Genomic DNA, 17685 nt, shown 5'->3' with positions numbered 1-17685 from the left:
CAGGAGACGGGGTTCGGGCGTCGGCGGGTGCCCGGACGCGGCTGACAGGGGCGGATGTCAGGACGTGGGCTGCAGGAAGCCGGCGGCCGTCAGCACCTTCTGGCCCTCGGCGGACCGCACCAGCTCGATGAACGCCTTGGCCGCGGCCGCGTTCGGCGCGTCCTTGAGCAGGACGATCGGGTAGTCGTTGATGGCGTCGGCCGACTCGGGGAACTCCACGCCCTCCACCTTGTCACCCGCGGCCTTCACATCGGTCTTGTACACGACCGCCGCGTCGGCCTCCTTCAGCTCCACCTTGGTCAGGGCGCTCTTGACGTCCTGCTCGTAGGAGGCGGGGGTGAGCTTCAGCTTGCTCGCGGTCAGCGCCTTCTGCGCGGCGGCGCCGCACGGCACCGTCTTGTCGCACAGGACGACCTTGAGGCCGGACTTGGTGAGGTCCTTCAGGGAGGCGACCTTGTCCGGGTTGCCGGGCAGGGTCGCGATCTCCAGCTGGTTGCGTACGAAGGTGGCCGGGGTGGCCGCCGCGTCGTTCTTGTCGGTGACGATCGCCATCGTCTTCGGGCTGGCGGCGGCGAAGACGTCCGCCGGGGCACCGCCCGTGATGCTCGCCGCGAGGGTGTCGCTGCCGCCGAAGTTGAAGGTGACCTTGGTGCCCGGATGTGCCTTCTCGAACTCCTGGCCGAGGGCCGTGAAGCTCTCCTTCAGGGAGGCGGCGGCGAACACGGTCACCGTGCCGGAGAGCTTCGTCGAGGAGGACGCCGAGGCCGACGACTTCGCCGTGTCGGAGGAGCCGGACGTGCTGTCGGAGGAGGAGCAGGCGCTCAGGGCCAGCAGCGCGGCGGCACCGACACCGGCCACCTGCAGGGTCCGGGTGGTGCGGCGGGTCCGGCGCGCGGATCGGGTCATCACGGGTCTACTCCCTCGGAAACTCTGAGGCTCGCTGAAGCCTCCGTCGTGATCTTCAGTCATGAGCTCACGTTCTGTTATGTGCCGATCATACTTCCGCATATGCGAGCTGTAAGTCTCCTGTCGCATCGCATGAGCTGTGCGTACGGGCTTCGGATGTACGCATGTGCGTTTGTGCCGGACCGTTCGCCGGGTACGGTCTTGCGGGAGGTGCTGCCCAGTGAGCCAGTCCCTGACACAGCCGACGCCGCCGGCTCCCCCGCTCGCGGAGCTCGCGCTGACCGGCGACCTCGCCCGCCCGGTCCGGCTGACCGTGCCCGACCTGCTCATGTGGCCCCAGCGCCGGGTCCGGGTCAGCTTCGAGTGCGCCACCAGCGGAGTGCGGCACCACGGCTTCGAGGGCCCGCTGCTGCACGACGTGCTGCGGGACGCCCGGCCCCGCTTCGATCCGGCCCGCCGCAAGGACCGGCTGCGCTTCCTCATCGCGGTGGCGGGCGCGGACGGCCACCACGCGCTGCTCACCTGGGCCGAGATCGACCCCGACTTCGCGGCCGCTCCGGTGCTGCTCGCGGTCGGCGTCGACGGCAACCCGCTGGACCGGGCGGGCCCGCAACTGGTCCTGCCTCAGGACCGCTGCGGGGCCCGGCACATCAGCGGCATCAACGTCATCCGGGTGGACGGCCGTTACCCGTCCTGGTCCGACGAGACCCCCGCCTGACCGCACCGCCTGACCGCACCGCCGGTCCGGCCTCGCCGCCGCCCGCCCGGCGCGGGGCCGGGTGGATCCGGGTCCGTGACCGGAGGGTCCGGGCCGAGAGTCCGGCGGCCGGGGTCGTGAGCCGGGCGGTCGGGGTCGCGAGCCTGGAGGCTGGCGGTCGGGGCGGCGAGCCTGGAGGCCCGGTGCGCGAGCCGTCAGCCGGGGTCGTACGCCCGGCGCGGGGCCGGGTGGGCGCCTGGGTCGGGAGGCCGGCCGGGGCGTGACAGGCCGCCCCGCGTCTGCGAGCCTGGCCCGCCTACGGGAGGTGGCGCGTGCTGCTGCGTCAGCTGGAGTATCTGGTCGCGCTCGCCCGGGAGCGGCACTTCGCACGGGCTGCGGCGGCCTGCTTCGTGTCGCAGCCGTCGCTGTCCGCCGCGATCCGCCGGCTCGAACACGAGCTGGACGTGCCGATCGTGCGCCGCGGCCGACGGTACGAGGGGCTGACCCCGGAGGGCGAGGTCGTCCTCGCCTGGGCGCACCGGATCCTGGCCGAGCGGGACGCCCTGCGCCAGGAGCTGTCGGCGCTGCGCGGCGGTCTGACCGGCACCCTGCGCCTCGGCATCGTGCCCACCGCGCTGCCCGCCGCCTCCCTGCTCACCACCCCGTTCTGCGAGCGCCACACACGGGCCCGGGTCAGCCTGGAGTCGCTGTCGTCGGCGCAGATCACGCACGGGCTCGACGCGTTCGAGCTCGACGCGGCGATGACGTATCTCGACGACGAAGACCTGCGGCACGTACGGCGCTTCCCGCTGTACGAGGAGCGGTACGTGCTGCTCACCCCGGTGGACGGTCCGCTGGCTGGCGCGAAGAGGGCCCGCTGGGCGCAGGCGGCCGCTCTCCCGCTGTGTCTGCTGAACCCGCGGATGCGCAACCGCCGGATCATCGACGAGTGCTTCGCCGCGGACGGCGCGCGGGCGGCTCCGGCGATCGAGTCGGACACGGTCGCCGGGCTGTACGCGCACCTGCCCGGGGGCCGTTGGTCGAGCGTCATCTCGCACGCCTGGCTGCATATGTTCGGGGTGCCGCAGGGGATGCGGGTGGTACCGCTGGAGGGGCCCGCGCACGGGCCCCGGGTCGGCATCGTGGTCGCCCGGCACGAGCCCGAATCGGTGCTGGCGCAGGCGCTGTTGAGGGTGGCCCGGGAGGCGGGGGTGCGCGACGCGCTCGACGCGCTGCTGAAGACGCATCTGGGCGGGGCGGGTTCATAGCCCGCGGCTATCAGCGCATAGCAACGTTCGCTTTGACCAGCGTATTCGACTCCGAGGATGGTGAAAGAACCTTACGTACAACGGAGTTGAGGAGAGCCGCGACATGGCCAAGGTGCTCTGCGTGCTGTACGACGACCCGGCCGACGGATACCCGACGACGTACGCCCGGGACGACCTCCCCGTCATCGACCACTATCCCGGCGGTCAGACCGCGCCCACCCCGAAGGGGACCGACTTCGTCCCGGGGCGGCTGCTCGGCAGCGTGACCGGCGAACTCGGGCTGCGCCGCTTCCTGGAGGAGCGCGGTCACACCCTGGTCGTCACCTCCGACAAGGACGGCACCGGATCGGTCTTCGACCGGGAGCTGTCCGACGCGGACGTCGTCGTCTCGCAGCCGTTCTGGCCCGCGTACCTCACCCCGGAGCGCCTCGCCGCCGCCAAGAACCTGAAACTGGCGGTCACGGCCGGGATCGGCTCCGACCACGTCGACCTCGACGCGGCCATCGCGCACGGGGTGACCGTCGCCGAGGTGACGTACTGCAACAGCATCAGCGTCGCCGAACACGTGGTGATGACGACGCTCGCCCTCGTCCGCAACTACCTGCCCGCGCACCAGGTCGTGCTCGACGGCGGCTGGAACATCGCGGACTGCGTGGCCCGTTCGTACGACCTGGAGGGCATGCACGTCGGTACGGTCGCCGCCGGACGGATCGGGCTCGCGGTGCTGCGGCGGCTCGCGCCCTTCGCCGTGAAGCTCCACTACACGGACCGCCACCGGCTGCCGGAGGCCGTCGAGCGGGAGCTCGGGCTCACCTTCCACCCGACCGCGGCCGACATGGTCCCGCACTGCGACGTCGTGACCGTCAACGCGCCGCTGCACCCGGAGACCGAGGGCCTGTTCGGCGACGGGCTGCTCGCCACGATGAAGCGCGGGGCGTATCTCATCAACACGGCGCGGGCCCGGATCGTGGACCGGGACGCGGTCGAACGAGCGCTGGTCAGCGGCCAGTTGGCGGGGTACGCGGGCGACGTCTGGTACCCGCAGCCGGCACCCGCCGACCATCCCTGGCGCACGATGCCGCACCACGGGATGACCCCGCACATCTCGGGATCCTCGCTCTCCGCGCAGGCCCGCTACGCGGCGGGCACCCGGGAGATCCTGGAATGCTGGCTGGACGGCACCCCGATCCGCGACGAGTACCTGATCGTCGACGGGGGCGCGCTGGCCGGGGCAGGAGCCCACTCGTACTCGACGACGGTGTCCTGAACCCGGCGGCACCCCGTACTCGACGACGGTCTTCCGGACGTTGAACCGGCGGCCGCTCAGGCGCGGTCGATGTGCACGTTCGTCGACTTGACCCGGGCGGTGGCCTCCACGCCGACCTCCAGGCCCAGTTCCTCGACGGCCTCCCGGGTCAGCAGGGAGACCAGCCGGTGCGGTCCCGCCTGGATCTCCACCTGGGCCGCCACGTCGCCGAGTTTGACGGCGGTGACGATGCCGGGGAAGGCGTTGCGGACGGACGTGTAGGAGGTGACGCCCTCCTCACCACCGGCTCCGGCCAGCTCCACCGAGAACGCGGCGAGGTCGCGTCCCTCGATGAGGCGCCGTCCGCTGTCGTCCCGGTGCGTGGTCACCCGCCCGGCGTCCGCCCAGCGCCGGGCGGTGTCGGGGCTCACCCCGAGGAGCCGGGCGGCCTGGCCGATCGTGTAGGACTGCATACGCGCGACGATAGGCAGGCGGTCCTCGCACCTGCAAGCCGAACCCCGGGAGGGGCGCGAGCCGTTCTGAACAGGGCGGCAGCGGGTTCCGGTCAGGGCGGCGGCCGTTCCGGTCAGGGCGAAGGGCCCTGCCCGGAACGTCGCTGCCGTCAGTCGAGCGTCGGCACTCCCGAATGCTCCACCTTGATGTGCCTCGCCCAGAACTCGCCGAAGGCCTTCTTGATGACGGGCTCGGCCTTCGCCGGGCGGTCGACGCCGAAGATCACGTAGCCGTCGACGTCGGGGCCCACCGTGTACAGCTTGAACCGGCCGTCCCAGCGGTGCTTGGCGTGGCCGACCCGGTCGACCAGGGCGTAGGTCTGCCGCTGGGTGACGTCCGTGTCGTGGATCCGCACCTTCACCCCCTTGATCGCGTGGCCGCAGACGTCCGCGTCGAACGCCTTGGACGCCTTGGACGCCTTGGACGGGATGCGGTACACGTTCACGGCGTTCCCGCGCTCGTCGACCGACACCCCGGTGAAGACGTTCTTGTAGCGTGTCGTGCCCCTCTTGTCGGCGTAGATCGTCACCCGGAGCGGGAAGGACTCCCTGCCGGGCAGGCCGTGCGCCGGCCGGGTGCCGACGCACACGGTCGTGTGCTCCGCGACGGGCGTCCGATCGCTTCCCGCGTCGGCGCCCGACCCCTGAACCGTCACGAGTGCCACGGCAGTTGCCGCCACGACGCCGCCGCTCGCCCTGATCCTGCTTCGCTTGTTCATGTGGTCCTCCCCGTCCGCCATCCGGTCGGTACGGGGACGTGGCAGGGGCCGCATCCGTTCAGCGGGAACCGCAAGGCCGGTCCGCCCCTCCTATCAGTCGTACGCCCCGGGTGGCTCGGAGAGGAGCCTTCGTTGGCCCGTCAGCTGTCCCGCCGCAGATTCATCGTCACCACGCTGGCGGCGTCCACCTTGACCGTCGCCGCGCCGCTCGGCTGCGACGCCTCCCCCGCGGAGGGTGCCGAGCCCGCCGCGGGCCCCTCCGACGTGCTGGTGACCGGCACCGACGACGAGATGCTGGTCCTGGAGGTCACCGCGGCCAACAAGGTCGTCGTCCGGCTGCCGAGGGTGGAGGTCGGCCAGGGCATCACCACCGCGGTCGCCATGATGATCGCCGAGGAGCTGGACGCCCGGCTCGCCGATGTCGAGATCCCGCTCGCCGAGGCCCGGAGGAGCGGCAACCAGTTCACCGGCGGCTCGAACTCGGTCGGTTCGCTGTACGGGCCCGCCCGCGCGCTGGCCGCCACCGCGCGCGCCAGGCTGGTGACCGCCGCCTCCCGTCGCTGGCACCTCCCCCCGAAGACGCTGCGCACGCGGGACACCATGGTCGTCGCGCCCGACGGCCGTACCGCGACGTTCGGATCGCTGACCGCGGCAGCCGCCCGGATCCACCGGCCCGCCGTGTCCACCGATCCCAAGCCGGCCTCCCGGCACCGGGTGATCGGGCGGCCGACCTCCCGCATCGACGCGCGGGACATCGTCACCGGCCGGGCGAAGTACACCGGCGACCTGGCGGTGGACGGGGCGAAGCCGACCGTGGTGGCCCGGCCGCCGACGCTCGGCGGGAAGGTCCGCTCGCTCGACGACCGGGCGGCCCGCGCGCTGCCCGGCGTCCACGCCGTCGTCAGGATCGAGGGAGGGGTCGCCGTCGTGGCGGACACCTTCCACCACGCCTTCAAGGCCCGGGACGCCCTGCGGATCACCTGGTCGCCGGGCCCGCTCGCGGCCCTGTCCGACGCGGCGGTACGAGCCCGGCTGCGGGCCGCGGTCCCGCCGCTCGGCCCTCCGCCGCTCGGCACCCTGCAGGTGGGCGGCGAGTTCGAGTTCGCGTTCGTCGGGCACGCCCCGATGGAGGTGCTGACCGCGGTCGCGGACGTACGGGCGCACAGTGCCGAGATCTGGTTCTCCTCCCAGACGCCGATGGACGCCCGCGACACGATCGCCTCGGTGACCGGGCTGCCCGCCTCGAAGGTCCGGGTCCATGTCCTGCGCGGCGGAGGGTCGTTCGGGCGCCGGCTCACCTACGACGCCGCCGTCGAGGCGGCCCTCGTCTCCAAGGCGGCCCGCCGTCCGGTGAAGCTGATGTGGAGCCGTAACGACGACATGCGGCACGGCCGGATGCGCCCGGCCAGCCACCACCGCATCCGGGCCAGCCACGCGGGCGGCCGGGTGGTGGCGTTCAGGCACATGACGGCGTCGGTGAGCGAGTCGTACGAGAAGCCGGGCGTCACCGCGCAGGGCGGTGTCACCACCATGGGCGCCCGGGCCGGCGGACCGCTGCCCAGCGACAGCGGGCTCTACAACTTCGGCCGTGTGTCCGGCGATTCGGGATCGGTGGGTCTCGCCATGCCGCTGGGCGCCTGGCGTTCCGTGGACTCCGGGACCGTGCGCACCGCGGAGGAGATCGTCGTCGACGACATCGCCCGGAGCCTCGGCCGGGACCCGGTGGCGTTCCGGCGGACCACACTGCGCGGCAAGGCGGTCAGGGCCGTGCTCGACCGGGCGGCGGAGGCCGGACACTGGGGCCGGACCATGCCGGACGGGCACGCGCAGGGCGTGGCCGTGCACGAGGAGTACGGCTCCTGCGTGGCCTGCCTGGTCGAGATCGACGCCGTCGACCCGAAGAATCCGCGGGTCACCAAGGTCGTGATGGCCGCCGACGTCGGAACGGCCGTCAATCCGCGCGGACTCGAGGCCCAGCTCATGGGCACCGCGATCGACGGCATCTCCACGGTGCTCACGGCCGGCCTGCACCTCGACGCGGGCGCCGTCCGCGAGGGCAGCTTCGCCGACTTCCACTGGGCCCGTCAGCGGCACGCCCCGCTGCACTTCGAGGCGCACATCGTGCCCTCCGGAGGAGACCCCGGAGGGGCCGGTGAACTCGGTGTCCCGGCGGCGGCCGGCGCGGTGGCCAACGCCTACGCCCGTGCGACGGGGACCCGCCCCCGCCGCTTCCCGATCAACTTCTGAGATCTCGTTCCGACCTCCTCCGACCCCTTCCGGCCCCTTCCGAGAACTCTGTCCGACCCCCTTCCGACCCCCTTCCGAGACCCGTTAGAGGTGCAGGTACCGATGCCGCTCCGGAGAGAGTGCTGATGCCGTCCTACTCGTTCGTCCTCAACGGGAAGCAGGTCACCGTGGAGGCACCGGCGGACATGCCCCTGCTGTGGGTGCTGCGCGATCTGCTGGACGTGACCGGGCCCAAGTACGGCTGCGGTGTCGGTGTCTGCCGGGCCTGCACCAGCCATCTGGACGGCGCGGAGATCCAGCCCTGTGTCGTCCCGGTCGCGGACTGCGTGAACCGCGAGGTCACCACCATCGAGGGCCTCGCCGACGGCGACACTCTGCACCCCGTCCAGCAGGCCTGGCTCGACTGCGACGTCTCCCAGTGCGGCTTCTGCCAGCCGGGCCAGATCATGGCCGCCGCGGCCCTGCTCGCGAGGACGGCGGACCCCACGGACGCGGACATCGACCGCATCGAGAACGTGTGCCGCTGCGGCACGTACTTCCGTATCCGCGAGGCGATCAAAAAGGCGTCCGCGCAAGGCGGTTGAGGGAGTCGCGTGCAGACCTGAGGGCGGAATCAGGGCCGTACGGCGACGGCCGCGATCCCGTGGGGAGGGGTCGTGCCGGGATCAGCGGCCGCGGCCCCCCACGGTCGCGCAGGCGCGCAGGAAGAGGGCCTCGACCTGGGCCATGTGCTCGATCTCGGCCGGGTCGACGCTCTCGTCGGGGGCGTGGATGAGACAGCGGGGTTCCTCGACGCCCATGAGGATGATCTCGGCGCGCGGGTAGGTCTCGGCGAGGACGTTGCACAGCGGGATGGAGCCGCCCTGGCCGAGGAAGGCCATGGGCTTGCCGTAGACCTCGTGCATGGCGCGGCCGAGCGCGGTGTAGGCGGGGCCGTCGGTGGCCGCCCGGAAGGGGGCGCCGGCGCTCTCGTCCTCGACGGTGACCCGGGCTCCCCAGGGCGCGGCCTCGGTGAGGTGCCGGGTGAGGGCCGCGCGGGCCGCCAGCGGGTTCGTACCGGGCGGGACGCGCAGGCTCACCCGGGCCCGTGCGGTCGCCGGTACGGCGGCGGCGGAGCCGACCACCGGGGGGCAGTCGATGCCGAGGACGGTGACGGCGGGGCGGGCCCACAGCCGGTCGGCGACCGTGCCGGTCCCGGTGAGACGGACGCCGTCCAGCACTCCGGCGTCCGCGCGGAACTGCGCCTCGTCGTAGCCGACCCCCTCCCAACTGCCCTCGCAGTCCAGGTCGTTGATACGGGTCGCACCGGTGGTCGGGTCGCGCAGGGCGGCGAGCAACTGGATCAGCGCGGCGAGCGCGTCCGGGGCGGGGCCGCCGAACATGCCCGAGTGCACCTCTCCGGCCAGCGTGTCGACGGTGACGACGACGTTGGCGAGGCCGCGCAGGGTGACGGTGGCGGTGCCCGTGCCGACCTCCGCGTTGCCGGTGTCGCACACCAGCAGCGCGTCGGCGAGGAACTGCTCCGGGTGCTGGACCACGTACTGCTCCAGACCGCCCGTGCCCTGCTCCTCCGACCCCTCGGCGACGAACTTCAGGCCCACCGGGATGTCGTCGCCGAGCGCCCGCAGGGCGGTCAGGTGCATCACGATGTTGCCCTTGCAGTCCGCGGTGCCGCGCCCGTACCAGCGGCCGTCGCGTTCGGTGAGGGTGAAGGGCGGGGTGGTCCAGGCGTCGTCGTCCAACGGCGGCTGCACGTCGTAGTGGCAGTACAGCAGGACGGTGGGCGCGCCGGGCGGCGGCGGGCGGTGGCCGATGACGGCGTGGCTGCCGTCGGGCGTCTCGGCGAGGTGGACGTCCCGCAGGCCCGCCTCGGTGAAGGCGTCGGCCACCCATCGCGCGGCCCGGTGGCACTCCTCGGGCGGGTACTGGCGCGGGTCGGCGACGGACGGGATGGCGACCAGCTCGGCCAGGTCCGTCCTGGCCCGGCCCATCAGCCCGGCCACCTTCTCGGCGAGTTCGGACACGGTCACCGCCTCACCGTGTTGTCGGTCTTCAGGGTGTCGAGCCTGTCCTGGAACGTGTCCAGCTTGTCCGGGCAGTAGATCTTCAGGATCGCGGCCTCGGCCTTGAGCGCACTGCCGTCGCCGATGACGGGCCGCTGGCCGACGAACGCGGCGCCGTTCGACACGTTGATCTTCCACAGGGCCGACTTGAGGGCGCTGGCGGGGTCGTCGCAGACCAGGCCGCCGTCGGTGCCCAGGACACTTGCGATCAGTTCGGTGTCGGGGCGGGGGAGGCCGGCCGCCACGGCGGCGTCGGCGAGTTCGTTGGCCTTGCTCGCGGCCTTGCTGTTCGTCGTGATGGCCGCGTAGCGCACGAGTCCGATCACGACGAGCGTGAGCAGCACGACGATCGCGCCGAGGTAGATCCACCTGTGCTCGGACGCGAACCGGGTGGGACTCATGACCCCGCCTCCGCCTCGCGCGCGGCCTCCGTCTGCCAGCTCGGCTTGCGGAACTTCAGGAAGGCCCACGGGATCACCAGGCCGAGGAGGCCCAGACCGCTGCCGATGATGACGACGTACACCAGCACGCTGCCGCCGCCGAACTGCGAGGGCGGTACGAAACCGATGACCATGGCCGCGGCCGAGGACAGCAGCCCCACGACGCACGTCAGCCTGAGGGCGGGGACGCGGTAGCCGCGCGGGTGGTCGGGCTGGTTCTTCCGCAGGTTCATCGCGGCGACGAACATCAGCAGATAGACGATGAGATACACCTGCGTGGTGATCGTCGAGAAGATCCAGTACACGTTGGAGACGTTCGGGATGAACGCGTAGCCGAGGGCGATCACCGTGGTCACGGCACCCTGGGTCACCAGGATGTTCTGCTGGACGCCGAACCGGTTCAACTGTTGCAGGAACGGCGGCAGATAGCCCTCGGCGCGGGAGATCTGCAGCAGGCCCTTGGACGGTCCGGCGAGCCAGGTCAGCATGCCGGCCAGCGAAGCGGAGATCAGCATCACCGCCGCGATCGGGGTCATCCAGCCGATGTCGAAGTACGAGAAGAACGCGTCGAAGGCCTGCATGACACCGGCGGTGAGGCTGGTCTGGTCGGCGGGCACCACCCAGCTGATGGCCAGCGCGGGCAGGATGAAGATCAGCAGCACCAGGCCCATCGCCAGGAACATCGACTTCGGGTATTCCTTCGCCGGGTTCTTCAGCGACGACACGTGGACGGCGTTCATCTCCATGCCGGAGTACGAGAGGAAGTTGTTGACGATCAGCACGAGGCTGGCGAGGCCCGTCCACTCCGGCAGCAGATGGCTGGCCGTCATGGGCGCGGCCGAGGGATTGCCCTGGGCCAGGAAGACCATGCCGAGCACGACGAGGATCGTGCCGGGGATCAGGGTGCCGATGACCAGGCCCCAACTGGACAGCCCCGCGAGGGCCTTGGTGCCGCGTGAGGAGATCCAGACGCCGGTCCAGTACAGGACCATGATGACGATCGCGGTGTACAGGCCGCTGGAGGCGAGGGCCGGATCGATGACGTACGCGAGGGTGCTCGCCACGAAGGCCAGCAGGCTCGGGTAGTAGAAGATCGTCATCGCGAACTGGCACCACACGGCGAGGAAGCCGAGCGGCTTGGACAGCCCCTCGCTCACCCAGCGGTAGACACCGCCGTTCCAGCCCGAGGCGAGCTCGGCGGAGACCAGGGCGGTCGGCAGCAGGAACACGATCGCCGGGACCAGGTAGAGGAACACGCAGGCCAGCCCGTAGACCGCCATGGTGGGAGCGGCCCGCAGACTCGCCACCGACGCCGTCGTCATCAGCGCCAGCGTCAGCCAGGTGAGTCGGGGCGCATCCGGGATCGTGGCGTGCGCGGCCCGCGCCGACTGCCGTGGCGCGTCCGCGGGCATGTCCATCGAGCTCATCGGACCCCTCCCTGTTCATGGGTCGAAAGCGATGGGGCCAGCCTTCGCGCGGATGAGTGGCGCCGCGCGCCGGGTGAGCCGTCCGAGTGAGCGGCGGCTCTCCCGGTTTTTCTCACCCGCTCGGGTGGGCAGTGTTTCTGGCCGGTGGCGGTCGTCCTCGCCCGTTCGGGTGGGCCTGGTGTTCGGAGCGACCCTCGCCCAATCGGCGGACGCCGAGCGCTGAATCGTTCCGCCTCCTCGCCCGACCATGATCACGCGCTTGATAGCCTCCCCCTCCCCGAACACCTGTCCGTCCGGGGCGGTTCCGTATCGCGTACGCGCAGCGAAGAGGTGGGAATGAACCCTGGCAGACGAACCGGTGCCGTGGCAGCACTCGTGGGGGCGCTGGCGCTCACCGCGCTGACGGCCCCGCAGGCGCAGGCCGCGAGCACCGGCATCACCATGTCGAACGTGGTCGTGAACAACGGGCTGCCGATCGTGGTGGGCACCTCGGAGGTGAAGAGACCTCCGGTCACGTTCGACATCGCCCTGCCCTCCGGTTACACGGTGGAGGGCCCCTTGGGCTGGGCGACCGATCCCTACCTCTATCACGGCACCACCGCCGCGGCGGGCGCCGATGGCGGGGGCATCTACGTGGCGGGTTACACCTGTTTCGAGAAGAGCGCGCGCACGGCGCGCTGCGAGGGCGAGCTGTACATCGAACCGCGCTACCGCCTCGACTCCAACGGTGACGCCACCACCTGGAAGATCGGGCTGGCCTTGCGCCTGTTCAAGTCCAGCGGGTCGCTGAAGGCCGAGGAGTACAAGACGGCTCCCGGCAGCGTCTCGGTCAGGCGGTGGGCGAAGGTCACGGCGAACGCCTCGCCGGAACCGGTGGCCAAGGGCAGGACGCTCACGGTCACGGGCAGTCTCACCCGTGCCGACTGGGTGAAGCACACGTACACGGGCTTCGCCGGGCAGTCGGCGAAGCTCCAGTTCCGCCCGAAGGGCGGTTCCACGTACTCCACCGTGAAGACGGTGACGTCCGGTTCCACCGGGGCGCTGAAGACCACCGTCACGGCGACCACCGACGGCTACTGGCGCTGGACCTTCGGCGGCACGTCCACGACGGGCGCGGCCACGGCCGCGGGCGACTTCGTCGACGTGACCTGACGAACCGCCTTCGGGCCGGCCCCGGAGCACCCGGGGCCGGCCCGGACGGTCACCAGCCCGTCAACACCAGGTGGTTGAGGAGCAGGGCCAGCGTCGCCTGCGCGACGAGCCAGGCGCGGGGCCGGGGGAGGAACGCCCCCGCCGGGAGCATCCACATCACGAACGGCAGCCAGATGCGCTCGGTCTCCGCCTTGCTCATCCCGGAGAGATCGGCGATGAGAAGGGCGAGCAGCGCCCCGACGACGAGGACCGCGAGCCGCGGGGCACCGCCGACGTCAGCGCGAGCGTCGACGGCGGGGTGGGCGGCGACGTCAGGGCGAGCGTCGACGGCCGGGTGAGCGCCGGTGTCGGCGACCATGCCGGCAGCACTGCCGGATCCCCTGTTCGGGCCCGTGCCCGGCCCGGTGCCGGGGCGGTGTTCCCGCGCTGCGCCGGGCCGGGGGGCGAGGCCCGCGGCGGTCGGGCCGGCAGGGGAACCTCGATCCGCGCCCGCGCCTGGTCCCGTGTCCGTCACCGTTCCGGCGCCCGCGCCAGGAACGGCATCCGTGACCGCGCCTCGGCCCGTGCCCGGGGTCGCGCCGACGGGAGTCGGGGTCCCGTGGGTGGCTGTCGCGGTGTCGTGTGCGGGGACCGCGGATCCCTCGGGCGCCGGGGCTGTCGGCCGGAGTGCGGACGACCGGACCGGCGATGCGGAGTGCGCCCGGACGCTTACCGGCGCCGCCCCGATCCGTACGACCGCCGCCCCCGCCCTGCGCAGACCCGCCACGGTCGCCGGTCCCGCGATCAGCACCGTGCAGGCGAGATTCGCCCAGACCCAGTAGCCGTACGGCCGGATACCGCCCGCCCCTTCGTAGTAGCGGGTGACCAACAGGCGGTACGCCTCCCACCAGTTGAAGCCGAGCAGGGTGAACACCAGCGGTACGACGGTGAGTCCGGCCAGGGTGTACGGGAGCGGGCGGAGCCTGGAGCGGCGGCCGAGCAGCAGGACGGCGCAGGCGATCACGGAGATCAACGTCAGCCCGTACGAGAGATACGCGGTGAGGCCGAGGAGGAGTCCGCAGGCGAGGCCGGTCGTGCGCGGCCGGTGTCCCGTGACCGCGAGGGCGAGCAGGGCGAGGGCCCAGGCGGCGACGGCCGCGAAGTAGCCGTCCGCCGAGGTGCCCATCCACACGGCCGCCGGGGCGAGGGCGAGGAAGGGTGCGGCGCGCCGGGCGAGAGCCTCCCCGGCCAGGACGCGCACGGTGACGAGCACCGCCACTCCGGCCGTCGCGCCGACCGTGACGCACCAGACGCCCGCCCAGGCCCCGCCGCCGAGCCCGATCCGGTCGAGGAGGACGAAGGTGAGGGTGGCGGCCGGCGGATGCCCGGCGATGTGCGCGGGCCAGTGGTCGGGGGAGTGCAGCAGGATGTGGTGGGTGAAGTCCCGCAGGGCGGCCGGGATGTCGTGGAAGCGGTTGACCGGCGAGATGACCTGGAGATATTCGTACCGCGTGGTGAGACGCCGGGCCACGCCCCGCTCCCAGCCGTCGATCAGCGCGAGGGAGAACGTCCACGCCGTCGTCGTGGCCCACACGGCGAGGAGCAGCCTCCGCCAGGGCAGCCGGGCGGCGAGGAGGGGTCCGTACGCCACGACCGCGACGGCCACGGCGACGGCGGGCGCGGTGCCCGGTCCGACATGCGGCCCCCAGTGCCCGTACAGCGGCGCCGCGCTGACGAACAGCGTGCCGTCGCTGTGCTCGATGACATAGCCGACGACCACCGCCGTCAGGACGAGCAGCGCGGCGGCCAGCGCGGCGGCCAGGTCGCGCAGGACGTCCCGGGGCCGGTCGCCGAGCAGCGCGCGGGAAAGGCCGGGTGACCGGGCCTGGGACCGGGCCCGGTCACCGGCTCGGGCTCCGGCCCGGGACAGGGTCCGTGACAGGCCCCGGGGAAGTGCTCGGGGAACGGCCCGGGGAGGAGCCGGCGGAGGACCCGGCGGAGGACCCGGCGGAAGAGCCCGGGAAGGGGCTTCGGGGCGGTCGCGAGGCTGATCGCGGGGGAGGTCGCGGTTCACACTCGCACGCTAGGCCGGGAGACTCCCCCGGGCGGGGCCACTGAGGTGGACGTCAGAGTTTCGTCATGGTTTGAGAACCCGTTCGGGGGGTGCCCCCGGCCTACGGTCGGGGCATGCCACGGTCTCCCTCGTCCCCCGCGTTCTGGCGCAGCCCGCTGCGCGGCCCCTGGTTCACCTCTGTGCTCGGCGTGGTGCTGCTCGTCGGGATCACGGTGCTGTTCGTGACCGGGCTCCTCTCGTACGCGGCCTACAACCCGAACCTCTCGGCGGTGAACGACAAGACCCCCGACAAGGGGATCCTCGGGTTCTACCTCTTCTCCTGGCCGACCGGCCCGGTCTGGCTGTACCGGCTCACGCAGGGCGTGCACGTCACACTCGGCGTCGCCCTGATCCCCGTCCTGCTGGCCAAACTGTGGTCGGTCGTACCGAAGTTGTTCGCGCTGCCGCCGGCCCGCTCGCTCGCGCACGCCCTGGAACGGCTCTCGCTGCTGCTCCTGGTCGGGGGCGCGCTCTTCGAGTTCACCACCGGCGTCCTGAACATCCAGCTCGACTACGTCTTTCCCGGCTCCTTCTACACGCTGCACTTCTACGGAGCCTGGGTGTTCATCGCGGCGTTCGTGACGCACGCGGTCCTGCGCGTGCCGACGGCCTTCCGCAACCTGCGCCAGGTCCGCCGTCCGAGGCCGCGGCCGGAGCGGGTAGGCCCGCGGCCCGGGCCGGAAGATCCGCATCCGGGGCAGGCAGATCCGCGACCGGGGGCTGGCCCGTTGGCCGACGCGGGTGAACCGGCGCGGCCCGAGGACGAGTTGGTGGCCCCCGATCCTCTGCCGCCCACCGTCTCGCGGCGCGGGGCCCTCGGGTTCGTCGGAGGCGGGTCCCTGCTCCTGGTCGCCACCACGGCGGGCCACGGCTTCGACGGGCCGCTGCGCGAAACGGCGCTGCTGGCTCCGCACGGCGGCGCCGAACCGGGCTCAGGACCCAATGGCTTCCAGATCAACAAGACGGCCGCGTCACGCGGTATCACCGCCACGGAGACCAGCGAAGAGGCCTGGCGTCTGGTCGTCGCGGGAAAGGGCCGGACCGTCCGGCTGAGCCGCGCCGAACTCCAGAGGCTCCCCCTGCACAGCGCCGCGTTGCCCATCGCCTGCGTCGAGGGCTGGTCGACGTCCGATCAGTGGTGGCGGGGCGTGCGGCTGCGGGACCTGGCCGGGCTCGTCGGCTACGACAGGGACGCGGCCCCCGACGTACTCGTGGAGTCGTTGCAGCGGCGCGGGGCGTTCCGGGTGGCGGCCCTGCGCGACAACCAGGTGCGCGATCCGCTTTCCCTGCTCGCCCTGTTCGTCAACGGCGAGGACCTGACCCCCGATCACGGCTACCCGGCGCGGATCATCGTTCCGGCCGCGCCCGGTGTGCTGAACACCAAGTGGGTGGCCCGGATGACGTTCGGAGACCTGTGATGCGACGCCTTGACCCGCGACGCCTTGAGCTGCGACGCCTTGAGCTGCGACGCCTTGAGCTGCGACGACGACTTGGGGGGCTGCGCCCGGCGACGCGTCCACGGCTCAGCCGGGAGCTGATCGGCAGTCCCTTCCAACTCCTTCTGCTGGCTTGCTCGTTCGCCCTAGCCGGCTACGCCGGGGTGCGGCTGCTCGCGGCCGACTGGTCCCGGGTGGCGCTCTGGTTCGTGGGCGCGGCGGTGCTGCACGACGTGGTGCTGGTGCCGTTGTACGCCGTTGCGGACCGGGCCCTCTCGGAGACGCTGGACACGACCGGACACCGGGACCGGACGATGTACGTCCGTGTACCGGCGGCCCTCTCCGGTCTTCTGCTGCTGGTGTGGTTCCCGCTGATCAGCGGGCAGATCGCCGACCACTACCGGTCGGCGACCACCCTGCCGGCCGACGGCTTCCTGGCCCACTGGCTGCTGATCACGGCGGTGCTGTTCGCTGGGTCCGCGCTGTTGCTCGTCCTGCGGTCCTTCCGGGCGTCCCGCCGCGGCCCGTTGCGCAGGGCCACGAAGGACCGTCCGCCCGCCGCCCACTGAGCGTCCGTGCGCCATCCGGCGCGGGCCGCGTGCCGGAGCAGGGCCGGGGTGCCGAGCCGGGCCCACGGGAAGGCGCCCCGGTCGCCCGACGCACCTCCCGACGCGCCCTGGCCACCGCCCACGCCCTCGCTCCCGCTCTCGGCCGCACGGTCGTCCTCGCTCCCGTCCTCGGTCTCGTCCTCGGCGTGCGCGGCGCGGACGATACGGACGTCGACGCGTTCGTCGACGTCCGCGCCCGCCACGGTCTCGGCGATCAGCAGGCCGCCGGGGGCGAGGAGTTCGGCCGTGCGGCGCAGGAGGGCGGCCGGGTCGCCGCCGATGCCGATGTTGCCGTCGACGAGCAGGGCGGTGCCCCAGCGGCCCTCGCCGGGGAGCGGTTCGAAGACCGACCGGTGCAGCGCCTGGCCACCGAGCCGTACCGTGCGGGCCACGGCGGCCTCGCTGACGTCGATGCCGAGGGCGGGGCGTCCCCGCGCGGCGAGTTCCGCGACCAGCCGTCCCGGCCCGCACCCCACGTCGAGCACGGCGCCCTCGCAGTACGCCAGTAGCTGCAGGTCCACCGCGTCGGCGCGGGCGCACCAGCGCTCCACCTCCAGGGGAAGCAGCCAGCCGTCCGTCCGCCGCAGGAACAGCGGCCCGCGGCCGGCACCCAGCGCGTCGGCATAGGGATCGCCGGCCCACGACCGCGCGGCGGGCCCGCCCAGATCCCGACCCCCGACTCCACCCTCGCCCCCGCCACGACTTCCGCGCGCCTGGGTCCCGGCCCCGGCCCCGTTCCCGCTCCCGGCGCGACCACCGGTCCCGGACTCGGTCTCGGTTCCGACCTCGGTCCTGGTTCTGGTCCCCGGTCCGCTCGCGGTGGCCGGGAGCGGCACGGAGTTCCGTGTACCGCCCGCACCCCGCGCGGTCGT

At 72.4% G+C, this 17685-nt stretch carries 14 protein-coding genes and 1 pseudogene; 7 read left to right on the top strand and 8 right to left on the bottom strand.

Going from position 1 to position 17685, the window contains the following annotated elements; all coding sequences use genetic code 11:
- Positions 1-57 precede the first annotated feature (57 nt).
- Positions 58-906: a molybdate ABC transporter substrate-binding protein gene (modA, locus tag ACIQRL_RS08440; protein WP_401328791.1), complete on the bottom strand. Its 849-nt coding sequence runs from the start codon at positions 904-906 to the stop codon at positions 58-60.
- 220 nt (positions 907-1126) lie between these two features.
- Here modA and ACIQRL_RS08435 point away from each other — a divergent pair, with 220 nt between their 5' ends.
- From ACIQRL_RS08435 to ACIQRL_RS08425, 3 genes are all read left to right on the top strand, one after another.
- The gene (locus ACIQRL_RS08435) at positions 1127-1624 is read left to right on the top strand and encodes a molybdopterin-dependent oxidoreductase (RefSeq protein ID WP_401328788.1); all 498 of its coding nucleotides are present in this window, start codon (positions 1127-1129) and stop codon (positions 1622-1624) included.
- Positions 1625-1935: 311 nt separating this feature from the next.
- Positions 1936-2871 (top strand): LysR substrate-binding domain-containing protein, encoded by a 936-nt coding sequence (locus ACIQRL_RS08430; protein ID WP_401328785.1) that lies wholly within the window; start codon positions 1936-1938, stop codon positions 2869-2871.
- Between the two features lie 103 nt (positions 2872-2974).
- A complete protein-coding gene (locus ACIQRL_RS08425) occupies positions 2975-4138 on the top strand; it encodes an NAD-dependent formate dehydrogenase (RefSeq protein ID WP_401328784.1) in 1164 nt (387 codons plus the stop codon).
- A 56-nt stretch (positions 4139-4194) separates the two neighbouring features.
- Here the strand turns inward: ACIQRL_RS08425 and ACIQRL_RS08420 are convergent, their stop codons facing one another.
- Positions 4195-4590 carry a molybdopterin-binding protein gene (locus ACIQRL_RS08420; RefSeq protein WP_401328782.1) on the bottom strand — a complete coding sequence of 132 codons (396 nt, stop codon included), beginning with the start codon at positions 4588-4590 and terminating at the stop codon, positions 4195-4197.
- Positions 4591-4739: 149 nt separating this feature from the next.
- Positions 4740-5348: a hypothetical protein gene (locus ACIQRL_RS08415; RefSeq protein WP_401328779.1), complete on the bottom strand. Its 609-nt coding sequence runs from the start codon at positions 5346-5348 to the stop codon at positions 4740-4742.
- 132 nt (positions 5349-5480) lie between these two features.
- Between ACIQRL_RS08415 and ACIQRL_RS08410 the strand changes: the two genes are divergently transcribed.
- A complete protein-coding gene (locus ACIQRL_RS08410) occupies positions 5481-7595 on the top strand; it encodes a molybdopterin cofactor-binding domain-containing protein (protein WP_401328776.1) in 2115 nt (704 codons plus the stop codon).
- 125 nt (positions 7596-7720) lie between these two features.
- Positions 7721-8179, top strand: a complete 459-nt coding sequence (locus ACIQRL_RS08405) for a (2Fe-2S)-binding protein (RefSeq protein ID WP_401328773.1) — start codon at positions 7721-7723, stop codon at positions 8177-8179.
- An 81-nt stretch (positions 8180-8260) separates the two neighbouring features.
- On the opposite strand, the gene ACIQRL_RS08400 is transcribed toward ACIQRL_RS08405, so the two are convergent.
- Genes ACIQRL_RS08400 through ACIQRL_RS08390 form a run of 3 tightly spaced genes read right to left on the bottom strand, consistent with a single transcriptional unit; the run spans position 8261 to position 11525 of the window.
- On the bottom strand, positions 8261-9625 hold the full coding sequence (locus tag ACIQRL_RS08400) for a dipeptidase (RefSeq protein WP_401328771.1): 1365 nt from the start codon (positions 9623-9625) through the stop codon (positions 8261-8263).
- Positions 9622-10059 (bottom strand): hypothetical protein, encoded by a 438-nt coding sequence (locus ACIQRL_RS08395; protein WP_401328768.1) that lies wholly within the window; start codon positions 10057-10059, stop codon positions 9622-9624. The genes ACIQRL_RS08400 and ACIQRL_RS08395 overlap by 4 nt, the downstream gene beginning before the upstream one ends.
- On the bottom strand, positions 10056-11525 hold the full coding sequence (locus ACIQRL_RS08390) for an APC family permease (protein WP_401328765.1): 1470 nt from the start codon (positions 11523-11525) through the stop codon (positions 10056-10058). The genes ACIQRL_RS08395 and ACIQRL_RS08390 overlap by 4 nt, the downstream gene beginning before the upstream one ends.
- 363 nt (positions 11526-11888) lie before the next feature.
- On the opposite strand from ACIQRL_RS08390, the gene ACIQRL_RS08385 reads away from it, so the two are divergent.
- On the top strand, positions 11889-12677 hold the full coding sequence (locus tag ACIQRL_RS08385; protein ID WP_401328763.1) for a hypothetical protein: 789 nt from the start codon (positions 11889-11891) through the stop codon (positions 12675-12677).
- Positions 12678-13398: 721 nt separating this feature from the next.
- Here ACIQRL_RS08385 and ACIQRL_RS08380 read toward each other — a convergent pair.
- Positions 13399-14514, bottom strand: a pseudogene (locus ACIQRL_RS08380) (hypothetical protein); the annotation flags it as partial.
- Between the two features lie 329 nt (positions 14515-14843).
- Between ACIQRL_RS08380 and ACIQRL_RS08375 the strand changes: the two are divergent.
- On the top strand, positions 14844-16187 hold the full coding sequence (locus ACIQRL_RS08375; RefSeq protein ID WP_401328760.1) for a molybdopterin-dependent oxidoreductase: 1344 nt from the start codon (positions 14844-14846) through the stop codon (positions 16185-16187).
- Between the two features lie 415 nt (positions 16188-16602).
- On the opposite strand, the gene ACIQRL_RS08370 is transcribed toward ACIQRL_RS08375, so the two are convergent.
- Complete coding sequence (locus ACIQRL_RS08370) at positions 16603-17649, bottom strand: class I SAM-dependent methyltransferase (RefSeq protein ID WP_401328757.1); 1047 nt, start codon at positions 17647-17649, stop codon at positions 16603-16605.
- Positions 17650-17685: the final 36 nt, after the last annotated feature.

This window comes from Streptomyces sp. NPDC091209 (genome assembly GCF_044757755.1).
Lineage (GTDB): Bacteria > Actinomycetota > Actinomycetes > Streptomycetales > Streptomycetaceae > Streptomyces.
Note: the sequence above shows the minus strand (reverse complement) of the source record. Positions and strands in the feature narration are given on the sequence as shown.

What these genes read in the sequence shown, in the direction of transcription:
- modA (WP_401328791.1), bottom strand. Translation starts at nt 906, where the DNA reads ATGACCCGATCCGCGCGCCGGACCCGCCGCACCACCCGGACCCTGCAG.
- ACIQRL_RS08425 (WP_401328784.1), top strand. Translation starts at nt 2,975, where the DNA reads ATGGCCAAGGTGCTCTGCGTGCTGTACGACGACCCGGCCGACGGATAC.
- ACIQRL_RS08420 (WP_401328782.1), bottom strand. Translation starts at nt 4,590, where the DNA reads ATGCAGTCCTACACGATCGGCCAGGCCGCCCGGCTCCTCGGGGTGAGC.
- ACIQRL_RS08415 (WP_401328779.1), bottom strand. Translation starts at nt 5,348, where the DNA reads ATGAACAAGCGAAGCAGGATCAGGGCGAGCGGCGGCGTCGTGGCGGCA.
- ACIQRL_RS08405 (WP_401328773.1), top strand. Translation starts at nt 7,721, where the DNA reads ATGCCGTCCTACTCGTTCGTCCTCAACGGGAAGCAGGTCACCGTGGAG.
- ACIQRL_RS08395 (WP_401328768.1), bottom strand. Translation starts at nt 10,059, where the DNA reads ATGAGTCCCACCCGGTTCGCGTCCGAGCACAGGTGGATCTACCTCGGC.
- ACIQRL_RS08390 (WP_401328765.1), bottom strand. Translation starts at nt 11,525, where the DNA reads ATGAGCTCGATGGACATGCCCGCGGACGCGCCACGGCAGTCGGCGCGG.
- ACIQRL_RS08375 (WP_401328760.1), top strand. Translation starts at nt 14,844, where the DNA reads ATGCCACGGTCTCCCTCGTCCCCCGCGTTCTGGCGCAGCCCGCTGCGC.